The 21,833-nt window shown below is 62.7% G+C and carries 14 protein-coding genes; 8 read left to right on the forward strand and 6 right to left on the reverse strand.

All coding sequences use genetic code 11. The annotated features are described in order from the left end of the window. The first annotated feature begins 146 nt into the window (after positions 1-146). The 6 genes from G7068_RS09910 (at position 147) to G7068_RS09935 (ending at position 6,534) form a co-directional block, all read left to right on the forward strand. Positions 147-1,370, forward strand: a complete 1,224-nt coding sequence (locus G7068_RS09910; RefSeq protein WP_166291631.1) for a Gfo/Idh/MocA family protein — start codon at positions 147-149, stop codon at positions 1,368-1,370. A gap of 52 nt (positions 1,371-1,422) precedes the next feature. Then, the gene (locus tag G7068_RS09915; protein WP_166291633.1) at positions 1,423-2,289 is read left to right on the forward strand and encodes a sugar phosphate isomerase/epimerase family protein; all 867 of its coding nucleotides are present in this window, start codon (positions 1,423-1,425) and stop codon (positions 2,287-2,289) included. A 103-nt stretch (positions 2,290-2,392) separates the two neighbouring features. Further along, positions 2,393-3,205, forward strand: coding sequence for an SDR family oxidoreductase (locus G7068_RS09920; RefSeq protein WP_341873742.1), 813 nt, complete (start codon positions 2,393-2,395; stop codon positions 3,203-3,205). A gap of 34 nt (positions 3,206-3,239) precedes the next feature. Next, on the forward strand, positions 3,240-4,235 hold the full coding sequence (locus G7068_RS09925) for a Gfo/Idh/MocA family protein (protein WP_166291635.1): 996 nt from the start codon (positions 3,240-3,242) through the stop codon (positions 4,233-4,235). Next, positions 4,235-5,269 (forward strand): Gfo/Idh/MocA family protein, encoded by a 1,035-nt coding sequence (locus G7068_RS09930; protein WP_244304433.1) that lies wholly within the window; start codon positions 4,235-4,237, stop codon positions 5,267-5,269. Before G7068_RS09925 ends, G7068_RS09930 begins: the two co-directional genes overlap by 1 nt. 293 nt (positions 5,270-5,562) lie before the next feature. Continuing rightward, positions 5,563-6,534, forward strand: a complete 972-nt coding sequence (locus G7068_RS09935) for a patatin-like phospholipase family protein (protein ID WP_166291637.1) — start codon at positions 5,563-5,565, stop codon at positions 6,532-6,534. A 13-nt stretch (positions 6,535-6,547) separates the two neighbouring features. On the opposite strand, the gene G7068_RS09940 is transcribed toward G7068_RS09935, so the two are convergent. From G7068_RS09940 to G7068_RS09965, 6 genes are all read right to left on the reverse strand, one after another. After that, positions 6,548-6,964, reverse strand: coding sequence for a PIN domain-containing protein (locus G7068_RS09940; protein ID WP_166291639.1), 417 nt, complete (start codon positions 6,962-6,964; stop codon positions 6,548-6,550). After that, entirely contained in the window at positions 6,964-7,308 is a 345-nt protein-coding gene (locus G7068_RS09945; protein WP_166291641.1) for an AbrB/MazE/SpoVT family DNA-binding domain-containing protein, read from the reverse strand. The genes G7068_RS09940 and G7068_RS09945 overlap by 1 nt, the downstream gene beginning before the upstream one ends. Positions 7,309-7,476: 168 nt before the next feature. Continuing rightward, the gene (locus G7068_RS09950) at positions 7,477-8,604 is read right to left on the reverse strand and encodes a septum formation family protein (RefSeq protein WP_166291644.1); all 1,128 of its coding nucleotides are present in this window, start codon (positions 8,602-8,604) and stop codon (positions 7,477-7,479) included. A 256-nt stretch (positions 8,605-8,860) separates the two neighbouring features. Further along, positions 8,861-9,997 carry a septum formation family protein gene (locus G7068_RS09955; protein ID WP_166291646.1) on the reverse strand — a complete coding sequence of 379 codons (1,137 nt, stop codon included), beginning with the start codon at positions 9,995-9,997 and terminating at the stop codon, positions 8,861-8,863. A gap of 133 nt (positions 9,998-10,130) precedes the next feature. Next, positions 10,131-11,543, reverse strand: a complete 1,413-nt coding sequence (locus tag G7068_RS09960) for an amidase (RefSeq protein WP_166291648.1) — start codon at positions 11,541-11,543, stop codon at positions 10,131-10,133. A gap of 55 nt (positions 11,544-11,598) precedes the next feature. After that, complete coding sequence (locus G7068_RS09965) at positions 11,599-12,039, reverse strand: hypothetical protein (protein WP_166291651.1); 441 nt, start codon at positions 12,037-12,039, stop codon at positions 11,599-11,601. A 199-nt stretch (positions 12,040-12,238) separates the two neighbouring features. On the opposite strand from G7068_RS09965, the gene G7068_RS09970 reads away from it, so the two are divergent. Further along, positions 12,239-16,861 carry a DUF7507 domain-containing protein gene (locus tag G7068_RS09970; protein ID WP_166291653.1) on the forward strand — a complete coding sequence of 1,541 codons (4,623 nt, stop codon included), beginning with the start codon at positions 12,239-12,241 and terminating at the stop codon, positions 16,859-16,861. 269 nt (positions 16,862-17,130) lie between these two features. Beyond that, positions 17,131-21,792: a DUF7507 domain-containing protein gene (locus tag G7068_RS09975; protein WP_166291655.1), complete on the forward strand. Its 4,662-nt coding sequence runs from the start codon at positions 17,131-17,133 to the stop codon at positions 21,790-21,792. The last annotated feature ends 41 nt before the right edge of the window (positions 21,793-21,833 follow it).

Below are 21,833 nucleotides of genomic sequence, written 5' to 3' on the forward strand. Positions count from 1 at the left end.
GTCGCATCGAGCAAACCTCCACTTTGGAGCAACGCGCCCGCCCGCTTGACATCTTCGCCATGACGTACTTACAATTTGGACCGGTCCATATCAAACGGGCCCAGCGACGACGCTGCCGATTCTGACACCAAACGAAGGCCCACAAGATGCAGAAGAACGACGACGGCACCATCACAATCGGCGTGGGCCTCATTAGCGTGGGCTGGATGGGTCAGCTGCACAGCCGCGCATACTCCAACCTGCGCTACGTGTATCCGGAGCTCGGGATCCGCCCGCGTCTCGTGCACGCTGCCGACACCGCGCCAGCCCGCGCCACAGAGGCCGTCGAGGTGCTCGGCTACGAGCGCGCCTCGGCCGACTACCACGAGGTGCTCAACGACCCCGAGGTCGACGTCGTCTCGATCTGCGCCCCCAACTTTCTGCACGCCGAGATCGCGGTTGCCGCGGCGAAGGCGGGCAAGCACTTCTGGGTTGAGAAGCCCGTTGGTCGCGGTGAAGATGAGACCCGCGCGGTCTCCGAGGCTGCTGCCGAGGCTGGCGTCGTCAGCTCGATCGGTTTCAACTACCGCCACGCCCCCGCGATCGAGCACCTCAAGAAGCTCATCGCAGACGGCGAGCTGGGACGCATCACCAACGTGCGCGGCAACATGTTCGCCGACTACTCGGCTGACCCCCGCGGCGCGCTCTCGTGGCGCTTCATTCGTAACCTCGCGGGCTCCGGTGTGCTCGGCGACCTGATGGGCCACCTGGTCGACCTCGTGCAGTACACGCTCGGCCCGATCGCCGAGGTCAGCGCCATCACCTCCACCGTCTACACCGAGCGACCCGAGCTGCCAATGGGCAGCGGCACGCACTTCGCGGTGATCGAAAACGGTGAGATGAAGCCGGTCGAGAACGAGGACTACGCTGGCATGCTCGTGCGACTCAGCGGTAACGCGGTCGCCGCTGACGCCGTCGGCACGCTCGAGGCCTCGCGCGTGGCCGTGGGTCCGCGCGCCAGCTACGGCATCGAGATCTACGGCACCAACGGCTCCGCCCACTGGGATTTCGAGCGTATGAACGAACTGCACATTTCGAGCGGACTCGGTGCCGCGCACCAGGGCTACACCCGCGTCATGGCGAGCCCGGGCATGGGCGACTTCGGGCTGTTCCAGCCGGGAGCGGGCACATCAATGGGCTACGACGATCTCAAAGTGATCGAGGCGAAGAAGTTCCTCGAGGCCGTCGCGGGTCGCGCAGCGCTGAACTCCAACATTCAAGACGCGCTCTCCGCGTCCCAGGTCATTTCGGCCGCCGAGCGCTCCGCCGCCGAGCGCCGCTGGGAGTCGAGCGCTCCCGTCGCTGGCACCACCGCGGCGATCGCTGACTGACCACGGGCGTGGAGCCCCGATCCCGAACCACCCCTCAAAGAAAGCACCGCACATGAACGCACGTATCGCATCGGCCCCGATCAGCTGGGGAGTCATCGAGGTTCCCGGCTGGGGCCTGCAGCTCGACCGCGAGCGGGTGCTCGGCGAGATGAAGTCGCTCGGCATCACCGCAACCGAGTTCGGGCCCGAGGGATTTCTACCCGACGCTCCCGCCGAGCGCGCTGCCGTGTTGGCGGAAGCTGGTCTGAGCGCCGTTGGCGGTTTCTACCCGGTCGTGCTGCACAAGGCCGATGAGGATCCGCTGCCCGCCATGGAGCGCGAGCTTGAGGCGTATGTCGCCGCCGGAGCGAGCACGATTGTGCTGTCGGCCGTGACTGGTGAGCAGGGTTACGACGGTGCCGCCGAGCTCACCGAGGCCGAGTGGCAGACCCTGTTCAGCAACCTGGATCGGGCCCAGCGCACCGCCGCTTCCGTGGGCGTTGTGGCGACGCTGCACCCCCACCTCGGCACCGTTGTCGAGAAGCCGGACGCGGTTGCGCGGGTGCTGGCTGGGTCAACGATCGGGCTGTGCCTCGACACGGGCCACTACACCCTCGCTGGTGGTGACCCCGTCGAGTTGGTTCGGGATCATGCCGACCGCATCGTGCACGCCCACCTGAAAGATGTGAGCCTGGCCGTTGCCGAGCGCGTGCGCGCCGGCGAGATCGACTACCGCGAGGGAGTGCGCCAGGGCATGTACCAGGCGCTCGGTGCGGGCGATGCGCGCGTTGCCGAGATCGTCGACGCGCTCGCCGCGGCCGGATACGACGGCTGGTACGTGCTTGAGCAAGACACCGTGGTGGAGTCCGATGAAGACGCCGCCGTGGCTTTGGAGAACGCGCGCCGCAGCGTCGAGTTCATTCGGGGCGCTGTCGCGTAGCTCCCCGAATGTCGGAGGGGCCTGCGAGACTGATTTCTGTCATCCTGCGCGAGGTACGAGTCGCAGGATCAACGACGTACGCAGCAAGACATAACATCAAAACTTGAACGGAGTAGTGGCAATGCAGGCACTCATGCAAAACAAGGTTGTGCTCATCACCGGGGGCACCCAGGGCCTCGGCCGGGCCATCGGTGAGGCCGCGGCGCGCGAGGGCGCTTCGGGCGTCGCGATCGTGGGCCGCAGCGCAGAAAAAGCTGAGGCCGCTGTTGCCGCGATCCGCGAGAGTGGTTCAGGATCGGGCACCGAGGTGATCGCGATCATCGCTGATCTCAGCATCCCGGGCGAGGCCGAGCGCGCCGTGGCCGAGACCATCGCACGCTTCGGTCGCATCGACAGCCTCGTGAACGCGGCGGGCGCAACGAGCCGCGGCACACTGCTCGACACGACACGCGAGCTGCTCAACGAGCACCTGAATCTCAACACCGTTGTTCCGTTCATGACCATGCAGGGCGCCGTTGCCAACATGCGCGACCGCGGGGCGCCCGGCACAATTCTGAACATCATCACCATGTCGATGCACGGCGGTCAGCCCTACCTCGCGCCGTACGTCGCCTCGAAGGCGGCGCTCGCCGGTCTCACCAAAAATGCCGCGTTTGCGCACCGCTTCGATCGCATCCGCATCAACGGTTTGAACATCGGCTGGACGGCGACGCCGGGTGAGGCCGTTACCCAAAAGACCTTCCACGACGCCGAAGACGACTGGCTCACCAAGGCCTCGGCCGCGCAGCCCATGGGCAAACTCGGTCAGCCCGACGAGATCGCCGACGCGGTCGTGTTTTTGCTGAGCGAGCGCAGCGGAGTTGTTACGGGATCAATCATTGACTGGGATCAGAACGTTCCCGGCGCATACGAGTAACCACTCAACTCAACAGCAGGGCGAGGGAGCAAGCATGAGAATCGGCATCATCGGCACCGGAGTGATGGGCGCCTTCCACGCGCGGCTGCTGCACGAGCAGGTGTCAGGAGCCACGGTGACTGCCGTGGCGGATCCCGATGTGGAGCGCGCGGGGGCCGTGGTTGCCGCGATCCCGGGAGCTGTGGCTCTGAGTGATCCTCTTGAACTGATTCAGCACCCCGAGGTCGACGCCGTGTTGATTGCCTCACCCGATGTGCTGCACGCCGAGCAGACGCTCGCCTGCATTGCCGCCGGAAAGCCAACCCTCTGCGAGAAGCCGCTGTCATACTCCGTGGAGGAGGCGGAACGGGTGATCGTCGCGCATCGCGAGTCGGTCGGCGATGGGGTGCCCCTCGTGCACCAGGGGTTTATGCGTCGCTTCGATCCCGGGTACGTCGAGCAGAAGCGCGCGGTCGACTCGGGAGCGCACGGCCGCCCGGTGATGGTGCACTCGGTTGGTCGCGGCGTCACAACCGGGCCGGGTGCGACCGACGAGACTGTCATCTTCAACTCCGCGATCCACGACTTCGATATCGTGCCGTGGCTGCTCGGATCGGCAGTCACCGAGGTGAGTTGGCACGCTCCCGAGACGCCGAGTTCGACCGGTGGCGGACTGCGGGATCCCTTCTTTTTGCTCTTGCGAACCGCCGATGGCGCTCTCTCAACCGTTGAGAACTACCTCAACGCGCGCTACGGTTACGACATGCGTTCCGAGGTGGTGTGCGAGACGGGGGCCGTCTCGATCACTGAGCCGCACCGCGTGCAGACACTTTCTGCGCTCGCTGCGAGTACTCCTATGCCCGAAGATTTTCGACCGCGCTACGCGGAGGCCTACCGACTTGAGCTGCAGGAGTGGGTGTCGGCCATGAACGAGGGCCGGGCGCCGGCTCTCGCGACGGTGGAAGACGGGGCGCAGGCCACACGAGTGGCCGCCGCCGCGGCCGAGTCGATGCGTTCCGGAGGACGTTTTGTACGAGTGGAGGGTGCCTGATGACTACTGAGCAAGAACTGAAGATGCCGAGTCCTCAGGTGCCGGACCCGCAGAATGGTCCGTCGTTGCGCTGGGCGATTCTCGGCAGCGGTTGGATCGCGACCCAGTTTGTAGACGCGTTGCGGTCGTTAACCAATCAGCGCGTGGTGGCGGTTGGATCGCGCAGCCTCGCTCGCGCCCAAGAGTTTGCGCGCGAGCACGGCATCGAGCACGCGTACGGCTCGTACGAAGAGCTCGTCGCAAGCGACGTCGACGTTGTCTACGTTGCAACCGGGCACCTCGACCACTTCGCGCACGCGATCCTCGCGCTTGAGGCGGGCAAGCCGGTGTTGGTAGAGAAACCGATGACGCCGCGACTCGCGGAAACGCGCGCCCTCGTTGACCTTGCCCGATCCAAGGGGCTGTTCGCGATGGAGGCCGTGTGGACCCTCGCACTGCCACGCTTCTCGGTCGTACGCCAGGTGCTGGAGAAGGGACTGCTCGGCGAGATCGTTGAGGTGCACGCCAATATGGGTGAGTACCTGGTCAATCATCACCGGGCGATGGATCCCGCGCAGGGCGGTGGTGCGATGAACGATCTGGGTACCTACCCACTGATGTTCGCCAACGAGGTGCTGCCCGGGCTCCGAGTGTTGGCCGCCAGCGGGCAGCAGCACGCGGTGCACGGCTCCTACGGTCAGTTTCACGCGATCCTGACCGACGAAGATGGGCGACAGGTAACCGTCAGTGCGTCGATGCTGGCTGACACTCCTTCCAGCGCCTATATCGCGGGCACCGAGGCGACGCTGATTCTCGAATCGCCGTTCTACCATCCTGGGCCAGTCACGGTGCGCTTCCACGACGGCCGGGAGCTGCGCTACGACGAGCCCCGACTCGCCCACACTCAGCTATTTTGGGAGGCGCTTGAGGTGGCACGCTGCATCGACGCGGGCCTCACCGAATCACCGCTGCGCCCGCTCGATCAGTCGCTCGCAAGTATTGCTCTCATGGAGCGCTGCCGTGAGTTGATGGGGGATCCGCTGCCCGTGGTGTGATGAGACACCCGCAGCGTGATCAGAGATACCGCGGCGTGATGGACACCCCTCTGCCGTGAACGCAAGTGAACATTATGGGTGACCATAATGTTCACTTGCGTTCACGACAGGATGAAACTCCCCACCCCAGCCCCGGGCGAGCGTGCTATCTTTTTACCAATCGTGAAGTTCCGGCAGGAGGTGAGACCCATGTACGCAGTATCGACAGTGGGCGCTCCCCTGCAGCTCACGATCACGCGACTGAGGTAGTCGCCGCCGGGAGCGCCAATAGGCAATTCGCGAGAGGCACTCCCATGCACACAACTTCTTCTTCAACTCACTTTGTTACGTCGAGGGTGATCCTCGATGCCCAAGCAAAGGCGAGCTACGCTCCGCTCGAGAACCACGCTGGTAAACGAGCACTTGTGCTCGGCGGTGGCGGTTCGGCAGGCAACGCCTGGTTGATCGGTGTACTCGCCGGGCTCGCGCAGGCGGGACTCGATGTCACCGAGACCGACCTCATGGTCGGCACCTCCGCGGGCGCGACCGCCGCCGCCCAGCTCGGTGGGGCGAGCGCAGCGCAGCTATTCGAAAACATCCTTGCCGCGACGCTTCCACAGCCTCGCACAGCCGCGGTCGGCGGTAGCGGCGCATCAAGTCGACAGACCAGTAACCACATGGAGCGCACCGCCAAGATCATCGCGGCGGCCGAGAACCCGACGGATATGCGCCGAGGGATGGGCTCGGGGGCACTCGAAATGGCGGAGGCCTGGGGTGAGGACGGCCGATCCAGCTGGCGCCGTACCGTCGCAGCACGGTTCTCAAGCCAGGACTGGCCCGAGTGCACAACGCTGCTGACCGCGGTCGATGCCGGCACCGGAGAACCGGTTGTGTTCGACAGTGAAAGCGGCGTGGATCTGGCCGATGCGGTGGCGGCGAGCTGCTCCGCAGCCACCGCCTACTCGATCGGAGGTAGGGGGTTCATCGACGGTGGCTATCGCCGCAATGAAAATGCAGACCTCGCCGCCGGCTTCGAGCGGGTGTTGGTACTCTCGCCGTTTGGGGGCAGAACGAGGCACCCCCTGGAGTGGAACATGCAACTCGCGGCACAGGTAGACGAACTGCGTTCGGGCGGTAGCGCGGTGGAAACGATCGCGCCGGATCCGGCCTCGCTGGAGGCCTTTGGCACCAACATGATGGATCTCTCCACCCGCATACCCGCAGCGCGCGCAGGCCACGGCCAGGGTGAAGCACTCGCCCCACAGCTGGCTGAGTTCTGGGGCTAACAGTTAAAGGGGGTTACGCCCTCAGAACCTCCCATTCGAGTCGTTTCGCGGCATTCTTGTCGAAGGTCACGACCCGTTCGATCATGAACTGCTCCATTGTCGTGTGAATGAGGGCGTCGGGAAAATCGGCGCCCTCTTCGGCGAGAGCCACGGCACGGATGATTCCTTCTGCGTCTTCAAACTCAATCATGGCTAGTTCGGTGAGTTTTCGAAGGACCGCGAGGCACTGGTTCTTTGGGGTATTGAAGGTTCGTGTCATCACCCAGTGCATTTCAATGAGAGTTGCGTGAGCAATGAATCCTGGTGCACTGGGTGTGAGCGAGCTCAAGAGCTTCGTGGCGACCGGAGACTGAACGGGGTCATCTTGCAGTAACGCCCTGAGCAACACGTTGGTGTCGATGCCGGTGAGCTCGCCTGACCGTTTTGCCATTAGCGGGACTTCTTCGCCGCGCCGTTGCTGTCGCTCGCGGAGACCGTGTGGTCGGGATCCAGCCCCCTCATGCCACGCGCGCCCGCGGTCGCCCAGCCGTCGGCAATTGCATCATTCATTTCGTCAATGCTTATTGGCTTGCGGTTGGGATCGTGAAGGATTCCAATGAGGTCTTGCATGCTACCTGTCCTTGGAATCAACTCAACACGTCCGTCTGACATGTGAACAAAACGAAGCTGGCTGCCGGGTTCGAGTTTCATTTCGTCGCGAATGGACTTTGGGATCGTCACTTGCCCCTTGCTGCTCAGTGTGACGTATGCGCGGTCTAGGTGCGCAATTGACATGACTTTCACCTTTCTATCCAATTGCATTGTAACTGATAAACATAAGTTAATAAAGTAAAGAATGATCGAATAAGTAAAGGTAAACGAGCAAGTTGGGTTCCAAAAAAACCGGTTCGACCGGGTGCGTGGCACCCGGTCGAACCGGCCTTTTTGTGCGGGTTGTTGCGACTAGCGGGCTGCTCCCTGCAGCGATCCCGTGGTCTTACCCTCGGCCTCGTGAACCAGGCAGGTGATGTCGCGATCGCCGACCGTCCAGCTCACCGACTGCGGGTACATGAACGAGCCGGAAAGGGTGGAGTCTGTGAACGGGATGCCAATAAAGCTGGTGAAAGCATCTCCCGTGCAGACCGTGTTGGCCTGGTTGCTGATGGCCTCCTCGCCGGGGTAGTCACCATCGGGCAGGGTTTCAACGTGGGTCACCTGGCCATCGTGTTCTCCGGCGCAGTCCACCTTCTCTGAAGTGACCTGCCCGCCCGCGTTTGTTGTGGTGTTGATGCAGTCTCCGACCGCGTACTTCGGCATTGCGAAGATGCCGCCGGAAGAAGAATCGTTCGAGCTGGCATCGTCTGCCGAGGCGGAATCGTCATTCACGGTCATGTACATATCGCAGTAGGTGGTGCCGGTGCCGACATTCTTACCGACCACAACACCGTCAACCTCAAGCTCGCAGGTCACCTTTGCGCCATACGTATCCGCTAGGACATCGATCGTAAAGTCCTTGCTGTCTTTGTCGACCAGGATCGTCTTGGTGAACGACTTCTTGAACTCGTTGTCTGACTGGTCAGCGTTCTCGAACTCCTTGCCGCCGAGCGTTCCACTGAACGTGCTCCGTGCGCTGCCCTTATCGACCGTCAATCGAATGACGACCTTATTGGTGGGGCCGTCCGCCATGGATGCCGAGTAGCTGGGAATCTCGTCTTTGGTGGGGCTCTGCGACGCGAGATCCTGAGGCGCGGAGGCGACCACTGCGGCCAAAATAAGGATGTTGCACAGCAGAATCAGCCCGCCGACGATGGTCGCGATAATCGACTCAGTCTTGGCGGTGCGGAGAAGCTTCACGGCGGAGGCGTTATCCCCGGCTGCTACTGCCTTTTTCGCCTTGACGGTCTTGAGGATCGCAAAGAGCCCGACGGGCCAGAAGAGCACCGTCGCGATAATCGGAAAAACGAGGGACGGTCGAGCCGTCGCGGGCGCACCCAATTGGGCCCCGGCCCAGATGGGCGGCGTCGTCTGGGGTCCCTGTTCAGGTGTGGGTGTTTGGGGCTGTTCGCCGGGGTTGTCAGTGCCGTGTTCCATGGCTTTTGGTTCTCCTATAATTCTCAAAACGATTTGGGTCCAGAATCTTCTCGCCCTGTTTTGAAGACGACGGTTTGCGCGAGATCTGACGACAAACGCGCAAGGAATTCGCTGTGTGGGGTGTACTCCCAGGAAGCGAACGAGAACTAGGTGGCCGAATGCCGGCGAAACGAGACGTGCGTACACACAACAATGCCGGTTCGACCGGGTGCGTGGCACCCGGTCGAACCGGCATTGTGTTGGGAGGGGGGAGTGGCTAGCGAGCCGCGCCCTGCAGCGACCCGGTGGTCTTACCCTCGGCCTCGTGAACCATGCAGGTGATCTGGCGATCGCCGACCATCCAGTTGAACTCCTTCGGGTACAGGAATGAACCAGAGAGGTTGGAGTCGGAGAACGGGATACCCACGAAGCTGGTGAACGAATCGCCCGTGCAAACCGTGTTTGCCTGCGCGCTGATCGCTTCCTCGCCGGGGTAGTCGGCCTTGGGAAGTGTTTCGACGTGGGAGACCTGGCCGTCGTGGGCGGTGGCGCAGTCAACCTTCTCGGCGCGGGTTCCCTTGTCGTCGGTTGTCACCGTATTGATGCAGTCACCGACAGCGAACGTTTCTGTTTTGAATGCGTCTGGCACTGTCGCGTCTGACGCGGTGCTGTCGTCGGCAGCCGTGTCATCTTCATCGTCCATGTACATGTTGCAGAAGGTTGAGATTTTGCTCGAGTCCTTTGCGACCACAACACCGTCAACCTCGAGCTCGCAGCTCACCGTTGCTCCGGTCTCCAACGTTGAGACGTGGACCGAAAAATCGGTGTTGTCCTTGTCTACCAGGACGGTCTTGCTGACTGACTTCTCGAACTTGTTCTTCGACTCGTCGGTGTTCTCAAACTCTGTGTCGCCAAGAGTGCCGCTGAAGCTGTAGGTGGCAGTGCCCTTGTCGACCGCCAACCGGAAGACGACCTCGTTGGTCGGGCCGTCTGCAAGGGACGCGGAGTACGCGACGGTCTCATCGTCATCTGAGATCGACGAGTCGAACTGCGATGCCGCGAGGTTTACCGAGATAACGAGAAGCACGATGCTGAGCAACCAGCCAAGCGCACCGAGGCAGGTCGCAACGATAGACAGGGTCTTGGCGGTGCGGGCGTTCTTTGCTGCTGTGACGGTATCGAGAGCGTCAGCGGCCTTTCGTGCCGAGACGGTCTTCAGAATCGCAAACAGCCCGACCGGCCAGCAGAGTACGGTCGCGATGATCGGGAAGACGAGGGATGGCCGAGGGGCGGCCGGTGCGGGCGCACTCATGTGCGGTTCAACCACGGGGGCTGGCGCGGGGGCTAGCTCGGGGGTTGGCTCAGGGCCAGTGGCTTGTGGCTGTTCGCCGGGGTTGTCAATGCCGTTTTCCATGGCGTGTGGGTACTCCTGTAAATCTCAAATGTTTCGGGCCCAGAATCTTCGTGCCCGATTGTTTAAGAGCGGATTTGGGCCCTTTTGTTACGCGGAGTCCGCAAGAAAACGGCGGCGTTCGGCCGACTCTCAGCTAGCGAAAGGATGTCTCAGTGCCCATCAGCTGCGTTGCCAGCTGCAGCAACTGCACCTCACTGCCAGCACGACCAATGAGCTGCACACCCATAGACAGGCTGCTGGGCAGGCTCAGGATCGGCACCGCGATCGCGGGCAAACCCGACACGTTGACCATCGAGGTAAAGGGTGCCCACTCGCACTGCAGTCGGTAGTCGTCATCGGGAGAGAGGGCCGTGAACGCGCCGACCCGTGGCGCATCAAAGGCGAGCCCCGGAGTCAGCACCACGTCGTAGCGCCCCCACTGCTCACGCACGTCGCTCGCGAAACCGCGGAGCCGTGATCCCGCGGCGTGGTGTTCGGACTCGGATCGCGCGAGCGCCCGCTCGCGAAACTCGCGTGTGAGAGGGGTGAGGCGATCCTCAGCCTCTGCATCCAACATGAGCTGGGAGAGGCCCGCGGTCCACGCGGTCATAAAGGCCTCGGGGTAACCGGGGTCGTAGGCGATTCTGGCCTCTTCGACTCGGTGGTTGCGCTGTTCAAGCAGTTGTGCGGCCGCGACCACCGCGGCCGTGGCGTCCGGGGAGAGGGTGATCGGGTAGGCGGATTCGAACGGCGAGGCCGTGCTCACGCCGATGCGCAGTCTGCTCACGCGGTCGGCGGTGCGAACCGCCGCCAGGCTCGGTTCACCCTGCGCGCCGCGCATGGCGTCAAAGAGCATTGCGGCATCGGCGGTGTTGCGGGCGAGCGGCCCACTCACGGTGAGTCGGGGCGCGCCAAAGGGGTCGCGGGCACCGTTACGAAGGTCGCTCGGGATCGTGCCCAGCCCCGGCTTCAGCCCAACGATTCCGCAGGCAAGGGCAGGGATCCGGATCGACCCACCCCCGTCACTGCCCGGAGCGAAGGGGAGCAGGCCGGCGGCAACGGCCGCGGCTGATCCTCCCGATGACCCACCCGCCGTTCTGCTCGGATCAAGTGGGTTTCGCGCGGGATCGACGATCAGATTTTCGGAGTATCCCGTGAGACCGAACTCGGGCACCTGGGTCTTGCCGAGCGAGAGAGCCCCGGCCCGCCGCAGTGTCCCGGCACCGGGGCTGTCCGTCTTCGCGAGCTCGTGCGGCACGGCCGCACTGCCGTGTGTGGTGGTGGCACCAGCAACATCGACCAGGTCTTTGTGCGCTAGGGGGAGGCCGTGCAGCGGGGGGAGTGTGAGTGTCTCGTTGGATCGGCCAGCGCGCTGATACTCGGCGAATCTGTTGTCGGCCACTGTCGCCTCGTGGGTCGCCTGCTCCGCGGTCACGCTGACGAACGCTCCGAGATCTGCGCGCTCGGTGATCCGGCCCAAGTATTGCTCCGTTACCTCGCGCGTGGAGAGCTCACCCGAGCGCAGGGTCGCACGCAGCTCGAGAGCGGTGTCAGGGAGCGAGCTCACTCGAAGCTGTCTCCGCACGATTCAGCCAGCTCTTCCATCAACTTTTCCGTGGGTTTTATGCCCACCTTCGATCGCGCACAGTAGCGAAACCCGAGTTTGCTCTGGGGTGCGGCTTTGACGTAAAGGTAACCCGCGTTGTCTGGTCCGTTACCCGCGAACCCCACGTCGTCGCCGTCCTTCGCCGATACGCTGCCAGTGACCGTCCCGCCGTCGTAATAGATGACCCCCGCGATGCCCCGCTGCTAGTGCGAGCGGCGAGGAATGTGGTGCCATTCGGGTCGGTCTCGAGAACGCGCAGCGAGTTGAGATCGAGCGCGTCACCTGCGGCGGGGCTGGAACTCTCAAGCGATTGCTTAGCCCGCTCTAGAGGGGTCTGCTGTTTCGGCATGGTGTTCACGAGAGCAAACGGGAACGAAATGGCGAGCGCGAGCGCCACCAAAACCGCGATGACCATCAGCGGGCTAAATCCAATTGAAGTTTTTTCTCGACGGCTCATAGGGCACCTTTCCGTTGTCGCACAAGCTTAGTCGGGGCACCTGTCACCAACTCCTGTCGGAAAAATTCGCGGGCTCACGGCATTTCATGAGAAAACACGGTTATTCTGAACCTCGCTTGACAGGCCTATAGGGAACTGCGCGCGGGGGATGCGTTGCGTAGGGGGTCGTCAAAGCTTCTAACAATGGGAGACCGTCAACGTGTCAATTGCACGCAACAAAACGATTTGGCGAGCCACCGCCATGGGAGCCGGACTGGCAGTTCTTGCCGGGCTGGTAGCACCAACCGCGGGCCAGGCCGCCGATCCTGAACTGGCCTACGAGATTGCCATCGGCTCGGTTCAGACAGGATCGGGCAACTTCGATGCCGATGACGGACCCGGTAACGACTCGGGGCCGGGCAACAACATCGTGCGCTCCTATGACACCGTGACGTATGAGCTTGAGGCCTCCGTCAACTCGACGACCGGCGCGACGGGCACCGCTTCAAACGCGGCGTTCACCTTCACGCTGCCCGAGGGCATGACCTGGAACACGCTTCCCGGCACCTGCCTCACCACTACGACACCCGCATCGTCGATCAGTGCTGATGGCAGAACAGCCGTCTGTAACATCGGCGACGTTGCTCTGGGCGCCGCTCGCAGCGTTGCGCTGAGCGCAACTGTTGCGAACCTGCCGAATGCGACACCCCTCAACTTCGCGCCGGATGCACTGAGCTTTGCGACTGACAACGTCACCACACCCGCCGTGACCGTGACGCCCGGTTCGCTCGTGAGCTCTGGCGCCCCGAACGTCAACATGACCAAGCTCGTGCCGTATGTTGCAAAGAACCAGCTCGGACCCGACGGTGTTACCCGCGGTTGGCTGCTCCAGTACGGTGTGACGTTCTCGATCCCCGACATTCAGGGGAAGGGACGTAAGGGATATCTCACCCCCACCGGACCGCTGACCTTCACCGATGACTTTTCGCAGATCAGCCCGAACGCCCAGTTTGTGCGAGTCGAGTCTGGCGACGTGACAAACCACGGTGAGTTGCCGCTTTTCAGCCGAGCGAACCTCAACCTTCCAAACGCGATCAACGACGGTGGTGTGTGGACGGCGACGCCGGACCAGGCAAACAAGCGTGTGACCGTGACTGTAACGGGGGCCGATCTGACGGCCTCGCACATCCCAACCACGAGTCGCGCTGGCCAGCCGATCACCGACAAGGGTTACTTGACCTTCGGTAAGGTCATTATCTTCGTTCCGCTGACCGATGTGCCCGTCGACGACGCAACTGGGGAAGGCAGTATTCCCATCAGCAACCTGGTCACCGACTTTGCGCCGACCGGGCCACACTTTGACGGCTCGACCGTCCCCAACGTCGGTGAGAACCCAGCTGACAACCGTCAGTCGCAGAACCTCGTTCGTCAGGCGGCCGGTGAGTTCTCGAAGCGCTTTGCCGACGTGGTGAATAGCCCAGCCACTCCGTTTCTCGTGGAGGGTATGGTCTCGGATCGCTCGGGCAACGGCACACTGACGCAGGGCCAGCAAGTACAGAGCTACATGGCCCTCACAAACACCTCTTCCGACGGTGAGTACAGCGCCACCAAGGTGTGCGACATGTGGGACTCGCAGTACCTCGATTTGGCGAGGTGGAGTGTGACGCCGCCCTCGCGCTGGGCCAACCCTGACGGTAACCCGACGAGCGCAACAGGATCGGCCGCGGCCAAGGGCCACTTCGAGTACCTGACCAATTACACGCTCTCGGGCACCGACGCGCAGCGCTGGCAGACCATACGAACGTTCAACTGCGCCGATAACGCGGGTACCTGGACCACACAGGCCGCGGCGCTTGCGAACCCCAACTTCGACCTGACGCAGGTGCGGGCCGTGCGCTGGATTGCAGATCAGCCGTTCCCCGCGGGTGACACCGTCACCATGCTCATCAATCTTGAGGCAAAGGCGGCAATTCCTGAGGGCCAGATCGTGGCCAACATGGCCGGCTGGCAGGCCCCAGAGCTGCTGAACGGGGCGTATCGATACCCCAACTACGTGCCCGAGACCGCAAAAACCACCGGAGGATTCACTCCGTCGGCGGGTGACCGTTTGATCGCGGTGCAAGCTCCGCTGGCGCTGACCAAAACTGTGACCGCACCGTCAACCCCGAATCCGCGTGTTGTTGCGGGTGGTGCTGCTCAGTTCACGATCACCCCCTCGTTCCGCACCGTCGGTCGGCCGGGGCCGTTTACCGCCAGGGACGTGACGGTCACCGACCGGATTCCGGCTGGCATGTCGATTGTGCTTGACCCGGGAAATGTCGACGGTCAGGCCGTGACCCCACCCAATCACGCACCGACCTCGGTCACCGTGCTGCCCGATGGCACAACAGAGGTGGTGTGGACCTTTGACGAGATTTCAACGGGCAACATTCCGTCCATCGTCTACTGGGTGGCGACCGAGTCAACCAGCCGCGGTGACTTCGTGAACACCGCCATTATTCGCTCTCCCGATGATGCGCAGTCGCCCGCGGTGTCAGACACGGCACCGTCGACAACCGATGTTCACCGCTCCTCCGCGAACATCGGCATCGACGGCCAGGCCGGTATCGCCGTGAGTAAAACGGTGCTCAATCCGTTTATCTCTGCGGGCGATGACTTTGCGTTTGAGATCACCACCTCCAACGGTTCGCAGGCGGTCACCCAGACCGGCGCAACCGTGATCGACGTGTTCCCGTTTGTCGGGGACGGCGCGGCCGGTGTTGTGAGCCGTGTGCCAGCGACCGACAATGCTTCGCAGTTCAAGCTCAAGGCTGCACCCACGGTGCCCGCGGGCGCGACGGTTGACTACACGACGGACCCGGCGGCGACCGTGCAGGCCTCGCAGACGATCGGTGCCGGGCAAGCGCCGACCTTTGGTGCCGGCGTTAACTGGCAACCGTTTGCTGCCGTGCAAGCGAACCTTGAAGACGTTACGGCGATTCGGGTCCACCTGCCTTCAATGGCGCCTCAGACAACGCAGAAGTTCCGTTACACCCTCACGCACATGGACGGGGTCGAGGGCGGTTACTTCGCGAACAACGCGACGTTCCGCACGACGCAGGCTGCGCTCGGTGTTGTCTCGAACACGGTGACGACCCGCATGCTGCCAGAGCAGCCCGCGATCGAGCTGATCAAGAGCGCGTCAACCCCCGCCAACGGCGAGCAGTTTGGTGTTGGCGAGACGGTGAACTTCCGCTTCAACGTCACGAACAACGGGCTCGTTCCGCTGACCGGAGTGACGGTCAACGAGAGCAACTTTGTGAACGGCGCCGGGGACCCGCTGACGCTCACCACTCCGATCGCGGTGATCGATCCTGTCGGATTTAACGGCACACTTGCCCCCGGCGCGAGCGCCACCTTTGGTGCAAGCTACGTGGTGACCCAGGCCGATATCGACGCGGGCGGCCAGATCACCAACACCGCAACCACCACGGGTCAGCCACCCACGGGTGGCCCCGTGACTGACGAGAGTGACGTGTCGGTGAGCATGGGTGATCCTGAACCCGCGATTTCGCTGATCAAACGCGCCGAATCAGAGCCAGCCAACGGCACCGGGTTTGTGGTCGGTGAGAAGTTGAACTACTCCTTCACCGTGCGCAACGAGGGTAACGTGACCCTGAGCGGCGTCAACGTTGCGGAGGGTGACTTCACGAACGGAGCGGGCGAGCCACTCGTGCTTGACGACGGACCGACGCCACCCGCAAACTTCAGCGGTCAGCTCAGCCCGGGTGAGCAGGTGGTGTTTACCGGAAGCTACACGTTCACGCAGGCGGACATCGACGCCGGTGGAGTGATCACGAACAACGCGACGGCCTCGGGCACGGATCCTTTCGGAACCGGCGTTGACGACGACGACACCGTCACCACCAGCACGGGCGCAGCGCCGTCTTCGATCACACTCGTCAAGAGTGCGTCGGCCGCGCCGAACGGGCTTTCGTTCCAGCCCGGTGAGACGGTGACGTACACCTTCGTCGCCACCAACACTGGTGCGGTGACGCTGCACGACGTGACACTGGACGAGACCAGCTTCACGAACGGAGCGGGAACGCCGCTGAACCTCGTGAAGGCTCCGGTGGCAACCGACCCGAGTAACTTCGATGGCACTCTGGGTGTTGGTAAGAGCGTGACCTACACCGCGAGCTACGTGGTGACACAGGCAGACGCAGACGCGGGCGGAAGCATCGCGAACAGCGCCCGCATCACGGGTACACCGACTACGGGCGTACCGGTGACTGACGATAGTGATGTCTCGGTGAGTGTTGATGCACCGGCTCCGGCGCTCAGCCTGGTCAAGTCGATTACCAACCTGCCCGCATCGGGCAAGTTCGCTGTCGGCGACACCGTGAACTTTGCGTTCGCCGTCAGAAACACGGGCAACGTGCCGCTGAACGGTGTTGCGGTGAACGAGAAGACCTTCACCAATGCGGCGGGGGACAAGCTCTCGCTCACCTCGGGGCCGACCGCAGCGCCAGGCTTTAGCGGATCCCTAGCGCCCGGTGAGCAGACCGTGTTTACGGGAAGCTACGTGGTTACATCGGCTGACCTTGGCGGATCGCTGACCAACACAGCAGCTGCCTCAGCTGAGACCGTTGCCGGGGATCAGGTCAGCGCAGAGTCGACGGTTGCCGCGCCCATTCAGGCCGTGAGCACTCCGGTTCCCGGCACACTGCCGGTGACCGGCGCGGCTATCGGCGGTCTTGCCGCGATCATGCTGGTCGCCATTGCGGCGGGCGGGGTGCTGCTGCTTCGCCGTCGCCGTAGTGCCGTGAGCGGGGCTGGCAACGGGGTCGGGATCGACCTCTAGCGGCCACGCCGAAACAAATCCTGGGTGCGTCTTTTGCGAGACGCGCCCAGGATTTTTGCGTTCAAAAAACTTTTCACCGTTTTCGTAAGCAAGATCAGACGAATCTGTCTTTACCTTCTGATGCCACTGTGTGGGCCCGAGTGCCCATTGTTTGACGATGTGGCCTGCAAAGAAAAATCAGGAGTTCGATGGTTCAGGAAAAACGGAGACGGGCCACACGGTTCAGTCTGCGAAGAAGTCTTTCAATAGCAGTTATCTCGGCACTCGCATTGGGGGCGAGCGTCGGTGGAGCCACCGTTGCCCAGGCAGCGAACGGTGTTGATATTTCACTCTCGGTGCTGGCAGACGGCAGCCCCGCGTGGGACGACCTCGACACGGATGCCAATGGCGCAGCCAACGGAATTGTGCGCACGAACGATACGATCTCGTACAACTGGAACATTCGTACGGACCGTGTTGTCAAGGGCGTTAAGTTCGAGCAGAGGCTTCCAACGGGTGTGACCTGGGACGCAGGCATGGCTTCGCCTGACTGCGCGATCACTGAGGCGGGCGCGCTGCTCACCTGCACGCTCGACCTGGCAGCAAATGCGTCGAGCTCGTACACGGTTGTTGCGAACGTGAGCAACACTATTCCTCGCGGCACCTCAATCGATACTTTCCTGACCACCACGCTTGACGATGGCAGCGTAGAAACCTCCGCGACCGTCTCAACCAAGGTCGTGGCGCAGCCACGTGTTGACCTCACTATTCCCGCGGTGGCGGGCACGGGTCTCAGCACCTCTCCCGAGGGAGAGCCAGGCTACGTCTACACCATCTACGCCGGTGTGATCTCGAACAACACGAACAAGGCAAAGGGCAACGAGCCCATCGTCTCCGACTTTTCGTTCCAGCAGTTTGCAAACGAAATCGCGCCCGGTGCGCGGCTTTGGACCTGGGGCTCGAATACCTGTGGCGTGAACGGTCGCGGTCAGCAGACCAACGCGATGCCCTACGGAAGCATTGGCATCATCGGTGCAGCAACGGCTGCCAACTCGACGCCAAACAGCGGTACGTGGACCTGCTCGCAGGCTGCGCCCGGCGATCCCATCACCGTTTCGGTGACCGGCGCGGACACGACCGTTCCCAGCCAGCCAAACAAGACCGTTGGTGGAACGACCATCGCCGATGAGCGCGCCTACATCGCGGCCGGTTACGTTTCGGTGTGGATCCCGCTGAGCGCTCTCGGGCCGACCGGCGAGATGAATGTCAAGATGCGCGTCGGTGGGTTTGACCCCGATTCCATTACGGGGCAGTCGAACTATGGCGCTGGCTTTGAGCAGGGCAGCGAACCAAACTTCGTGCCCTGCAGCAACACTCCGGGTGGCGCCAACGGCACCGCCGGAAACGACAACTGCTACACCGTGCGCATGACCGATCGCGGCGGGCAGTCAGACGTTGGGTTCGTGCGTAATCCCACACTCGACACCACTTCAGCCAACATGGTGAACGCGCAGGCAAAATACCAGTCGGGTGAGGGTGTCGTTGGTACCGGTGAGCAGTTCTACCTGCGCACCGGGCTCGGCAACACTGGTCTGCTGCCGATGACAAACGGCCAGCTCTGCGTGCGTATTGATCCGAAGCTGCTGCAGTTTGATGACTCGCGACCGATCGTGATGATGTCGGGCGGAAACCCGAGGCCGCTCTCTGAGGCGACCATCGAATACGGCTCGCAGAGCTATGCCTCTGAGGCGGAACTGCGTGGCAACGAGTGTGACGCCGGCCCCTGGGCAGACTCAGCGAGCGCTGTTGCCGGAGGCGCCTCTGCCGTGACCACGATTCGCGTGACCTTCCACAACGACATTGCCCCCGGTGGCTCCATGCGCTTCTTTGTGCCCATGGTCGCTCAGGCAAACCCGCCCTCTACGGTGCTGCCCGCCTACCTCGTTTCGAAGTGGGACGGTCGTTCAAACTGGGCAAAGGGAACCTACGTTGCCGCTGATCACTCCGGTTACGGTGGGGATCGCGTGAACCAGGCCGGTGCGCTCGTGCGCACCTCCATCACCTCACCCGGAGTATCGAGCGCTTCGCCCGGTAGCCCCGTAAAGTTTGAGGTGAACTCCACCATCACGCAGTCGTCTCAGGCGACAACCGTGCGTGACGTTCGGGTGGTCGTGAATATTCCGTCGTGCCTTGAGTACATCGCAGGATCAGCCATCGCAATCAACGGGGTCGAGCCCGTGTTTGTGGCTGGCGATCCTGGCCCCGACGGAATTGCCTGCACCGCAGACGACAAGGACTCCTACTCGACGCTGACCTGGATTCTCGGTGACTGGCCAGTGGCCGATCCACTACCAGTGCTGACGTACGAGGCGCAGGTGCCGGTGAATGCGCCGGTTCCCGTGACGCTGCCGACCACTGCAGTCATCTCGTCACCGGATGATGCTTCGACGGAGCCCTACCGCACGTCGACGTCTGGCCTCGCGGTCAACGGCTTCAGCGAGTTTGCTGTCGCGAAGCGCGCACCCGCAGAGATTGAGGTGGGCGATCCCGTGCCGTACCGCCTGTCGTGGGCAAACCGCCTGTCGGCACCGGTCGGCTCGGCCGAGCTGGTCGACATTCTGCCGAACACGGCCGATGGTCGCGGCACCACGTTCGCTGGCACGTTCAGCTACCTGTCGACCGAGGGCTCGCTGGGCGTTGAGTCCCTGTGGTTCACGAACGCTCCGATTGCTGATCTGCAGGCTGATCCCCACAGCGCAAGCATCGTGTGGAGTGCGACACCGCTGCCCGACGCAACCGCGATCAAGGTGCGTACCCTTCCGGTTACCCCGGGTGGGTTCGGGTACATCGACCTCAATTTTGAGGCAGCGAACTCGAAGAAGGGTGACCTGCTGAAGAACTCGATCGCGAGCACCAAGATCGAGGGTCTCTCGCTCATCATTGGCGAGGCGGGCCGCACGACCACTCGCGTGACCGCCTCTTCAGTCGGCAACACCGTCTGGAACGACGCAAACGGCAACGGCAAGCACGACAAGGGTGAGGCCGGTGTTCCCGGACTCAACCTGGAGCTCAATGGCTACTCGTTCGGGCCTGACGGCGTGGACGACGGCGGTGCCGGTGACGACGAGGCTGTTTCGTTGACCACCACAACCGACGCAAAGGGTGAGTACTCCTTCGACGGCCTGCACTCCGGTTCGTACACGGTCACCATTACCGACGACCTCGCGGCAATGGGCTGGCGCATGACGGCTGACCCGGCGGCAAACGCGGTGCCGCTGCAGACGTACAGCACCGAGGTGAACAGGAGCGCAGACCTCACCAACGTCAACTTCGGCATGCTTGAGGTGCTGCCGGCGCTGACACTCGTGAAGACCGAGAAGTCGTGGGCTGACACCAACGGCAACGGTCTGCGTGACGAGGGTGATGTGCTCACGTTCAACTTTGCCGTGAGCAACACGGGCAACGACACGGTCACGGGCATCTCCGTGACTGATCAGCTCGCCGGTGTGAGCGCGGTCACCTGCGCTGACAGCACACTCGCGGTTGGTGCCTCCACCAACTGCTCGGCCACCTACACGGTGACCGAGGGTGATCAGCTGGCTGAGACGCTCACGAACACCGCGACAGCCGACGGAACCGACGCGCTCGGTCGCCCCGTCACAACGGGTCCCGCTGACGTCACCGTGCCGCTCGACGCGGTTCGCGACATCACCCTCACGAAGACGGTTGAGAAGGTCGATACCGACGCCGATCAGCTCGTCGACGAGGGTAGTGTGATCCACTACCTGTTCAAGGTTGAGAACACGGGCAACACCCGCCTGCTCAACGTTGACCTCACCGATGACCTCGCAGGTCTGAGTGCACTCGACTGCAACACTCCAGCCGGAGACGCCAAGGCCGCCGAGCTGCTGCCCGGCGAGGGCTTTGAGTGCCGCGCCACGGTCGACGTGACGCTTGCCGACGTCACCAGCGGCAAGGTCACGAACACCGCCAAGGTCACGTCCGTTGACCCGAACGATGTTGTGGTGAACGACGAGGACTCGGTCACCGTGCCCACCAACCTGATTGTTGGGCTCGAGCTGAACAAGAAGATCACCGGCGTGAAGGACGAGAACGCAAACAAGCTCAACGACGCGGGTGACGTCATCTCGTACGAGATCACGGTGAAGAACACGAGCAACGTCAAGCTCACCGACGTCAAGGTTGTCGATGAGCTCAAGGGCCTCGGCAAGCTCGACTGCGACGTGACAAACGGCGAACTTGCTGCCGGCGCGAGCATGGTCTGCAAGGCCGACTACACGGTCACCGAAGCAGACACCTACGCGGGTGAAATCGTCAACGACGCGCACGCTGTTGCGAAGAGCCCGACCGGTGACGCGGTTGAGAGCCTTGAAGACACCGTGAGCCAGCCGCTCGATGCTCGTCCGTCGCTGAAGGTCGTTAAGACCATCGAAAAGGTAACGGGTTCCACCAAAAAGAAGGTCGCGTACACGGGTGACACTGTGACGTTCGGTTTTGACATTACAAACACAGGAAACCTGTCAATGTACGATGTTAAAATTGTTGACGGCTTGAAGGGTCTCTCAGGGTTTACCTGCGAGAGCCCGCTGACAAAGATCGCACCCGGTGACACCGTTCACTGCACCGCGAGCTATGTCGTTACCAAGGGGGATGAGCAGGCCCGCAAGGTGACCAACACGGCCTTCGTTACCGGACACCCGTCCGCAGCGTCGAACCCCCTTGTCACGAGTGCCGACTCGACGGTCGTTAAGGCTGTTACGAAGGCGCCCGACGAGGTGGTGCAGCCAAAGAGTGACGGCACGAAGAACGAGGAGACTGGCCTCGCTCTGACCGGTGGGGAGATCGGTGGAGTTGCGCTGGCCGGAGCACTCTTGCTGTTGCTCGGTGGCGTGCTGCTCGTACGTCGACGGAAGTCGGCTGAGCAGAGCTAGCTCGCAGAAAAGCGCGTTGTAAGACGCGCCGCAAGACACGT

It is taken from the genome of Leucobacter viscericola, from assembly GCF_011299575.1.
Taxonomy (GTDB): Bacteria; Actinomycetota; Actinomycetes; order Actinomycetales; family Microbacteriaceae; genus Leucobacter; species Leucobacter viscericola.

What these genes read in the sequence shown, in the direction of transcription:
- G7068_RS09910 (WP_166291631.1), top strand. Translation starts at nt 147, where the DNA reads ATGCAGAAGAACGACGACGGCACCATCACAATCGGCGTGGGCCTCATT.
- G7068_RS09915 (WP_166291633.1), top strand. Translation starts at nt 1,423, where the DNA reads ATGAACGCACGTATCGCATCGGCCCCGATCAGCTGGGGAGTCATCGAG.
- G7068_RS09925 (WP_166291635.1), top strand. Translation starts at nt 3,240, where the DNA reads ATGAGAATCGGCATCATCGGCACCGGAGTGATGGGCGCCTTCCACGCG.
- G7068_RS09930 (WP_244304433.1), top strand. Translation starts at nt 4,235, where the DNA reads ATGACTACTGAGCAAGAACTGAAGATGCCGAGTCCTCAGGTGCCGGAC.
- G7068_RS09935 (WP_166291637.1), top strand. Translation starts at nt 5,563, where the DNA reads ATGCACACAACTTCTTCTTCAACTCACTTTGTTACGTCGAGGGTGATC.
- G7068_RS09940 (WP_166291639.1), bottom strand. Translation starts at nt 6,964, where the DNA reads ATGGCAAAACGGTCAGGCGAGCTCACCGGCATCGACACCAACGTGTTG.
- G7068_RS09945 (WP_166291641.1), bottom strand. Translation starts at nt 7,308, where the DNA reads ATGTCAATTGCGCACCTAGACCGCGCATACGTCACACTGAGCAGCAAG.
- G7068_RS09950 (WP_166291644.1), bottom strand. Translation starts at nt 8,604, where the DNA reads ATGGAACACGGCACTGACAACCCCGGCGAACAGCCCCAAACACCCACA.
- G7068_RS09955 (WP_166291646.1), bottom strand. Translation starts at nt 9,997, where the DNA reads ATGGAAAACGGCATTGACAACCCCGGCGAACAGCCACAAGCCACTGGC.
- G7068_RS09965 (WP_166291651.1), bottom strand. Translation starts at nt 12,039, where the DNA reads ATGAGCCGTCGAGAAAAAACTTCAATTGGATTTAGCCCGCTGATGGTC.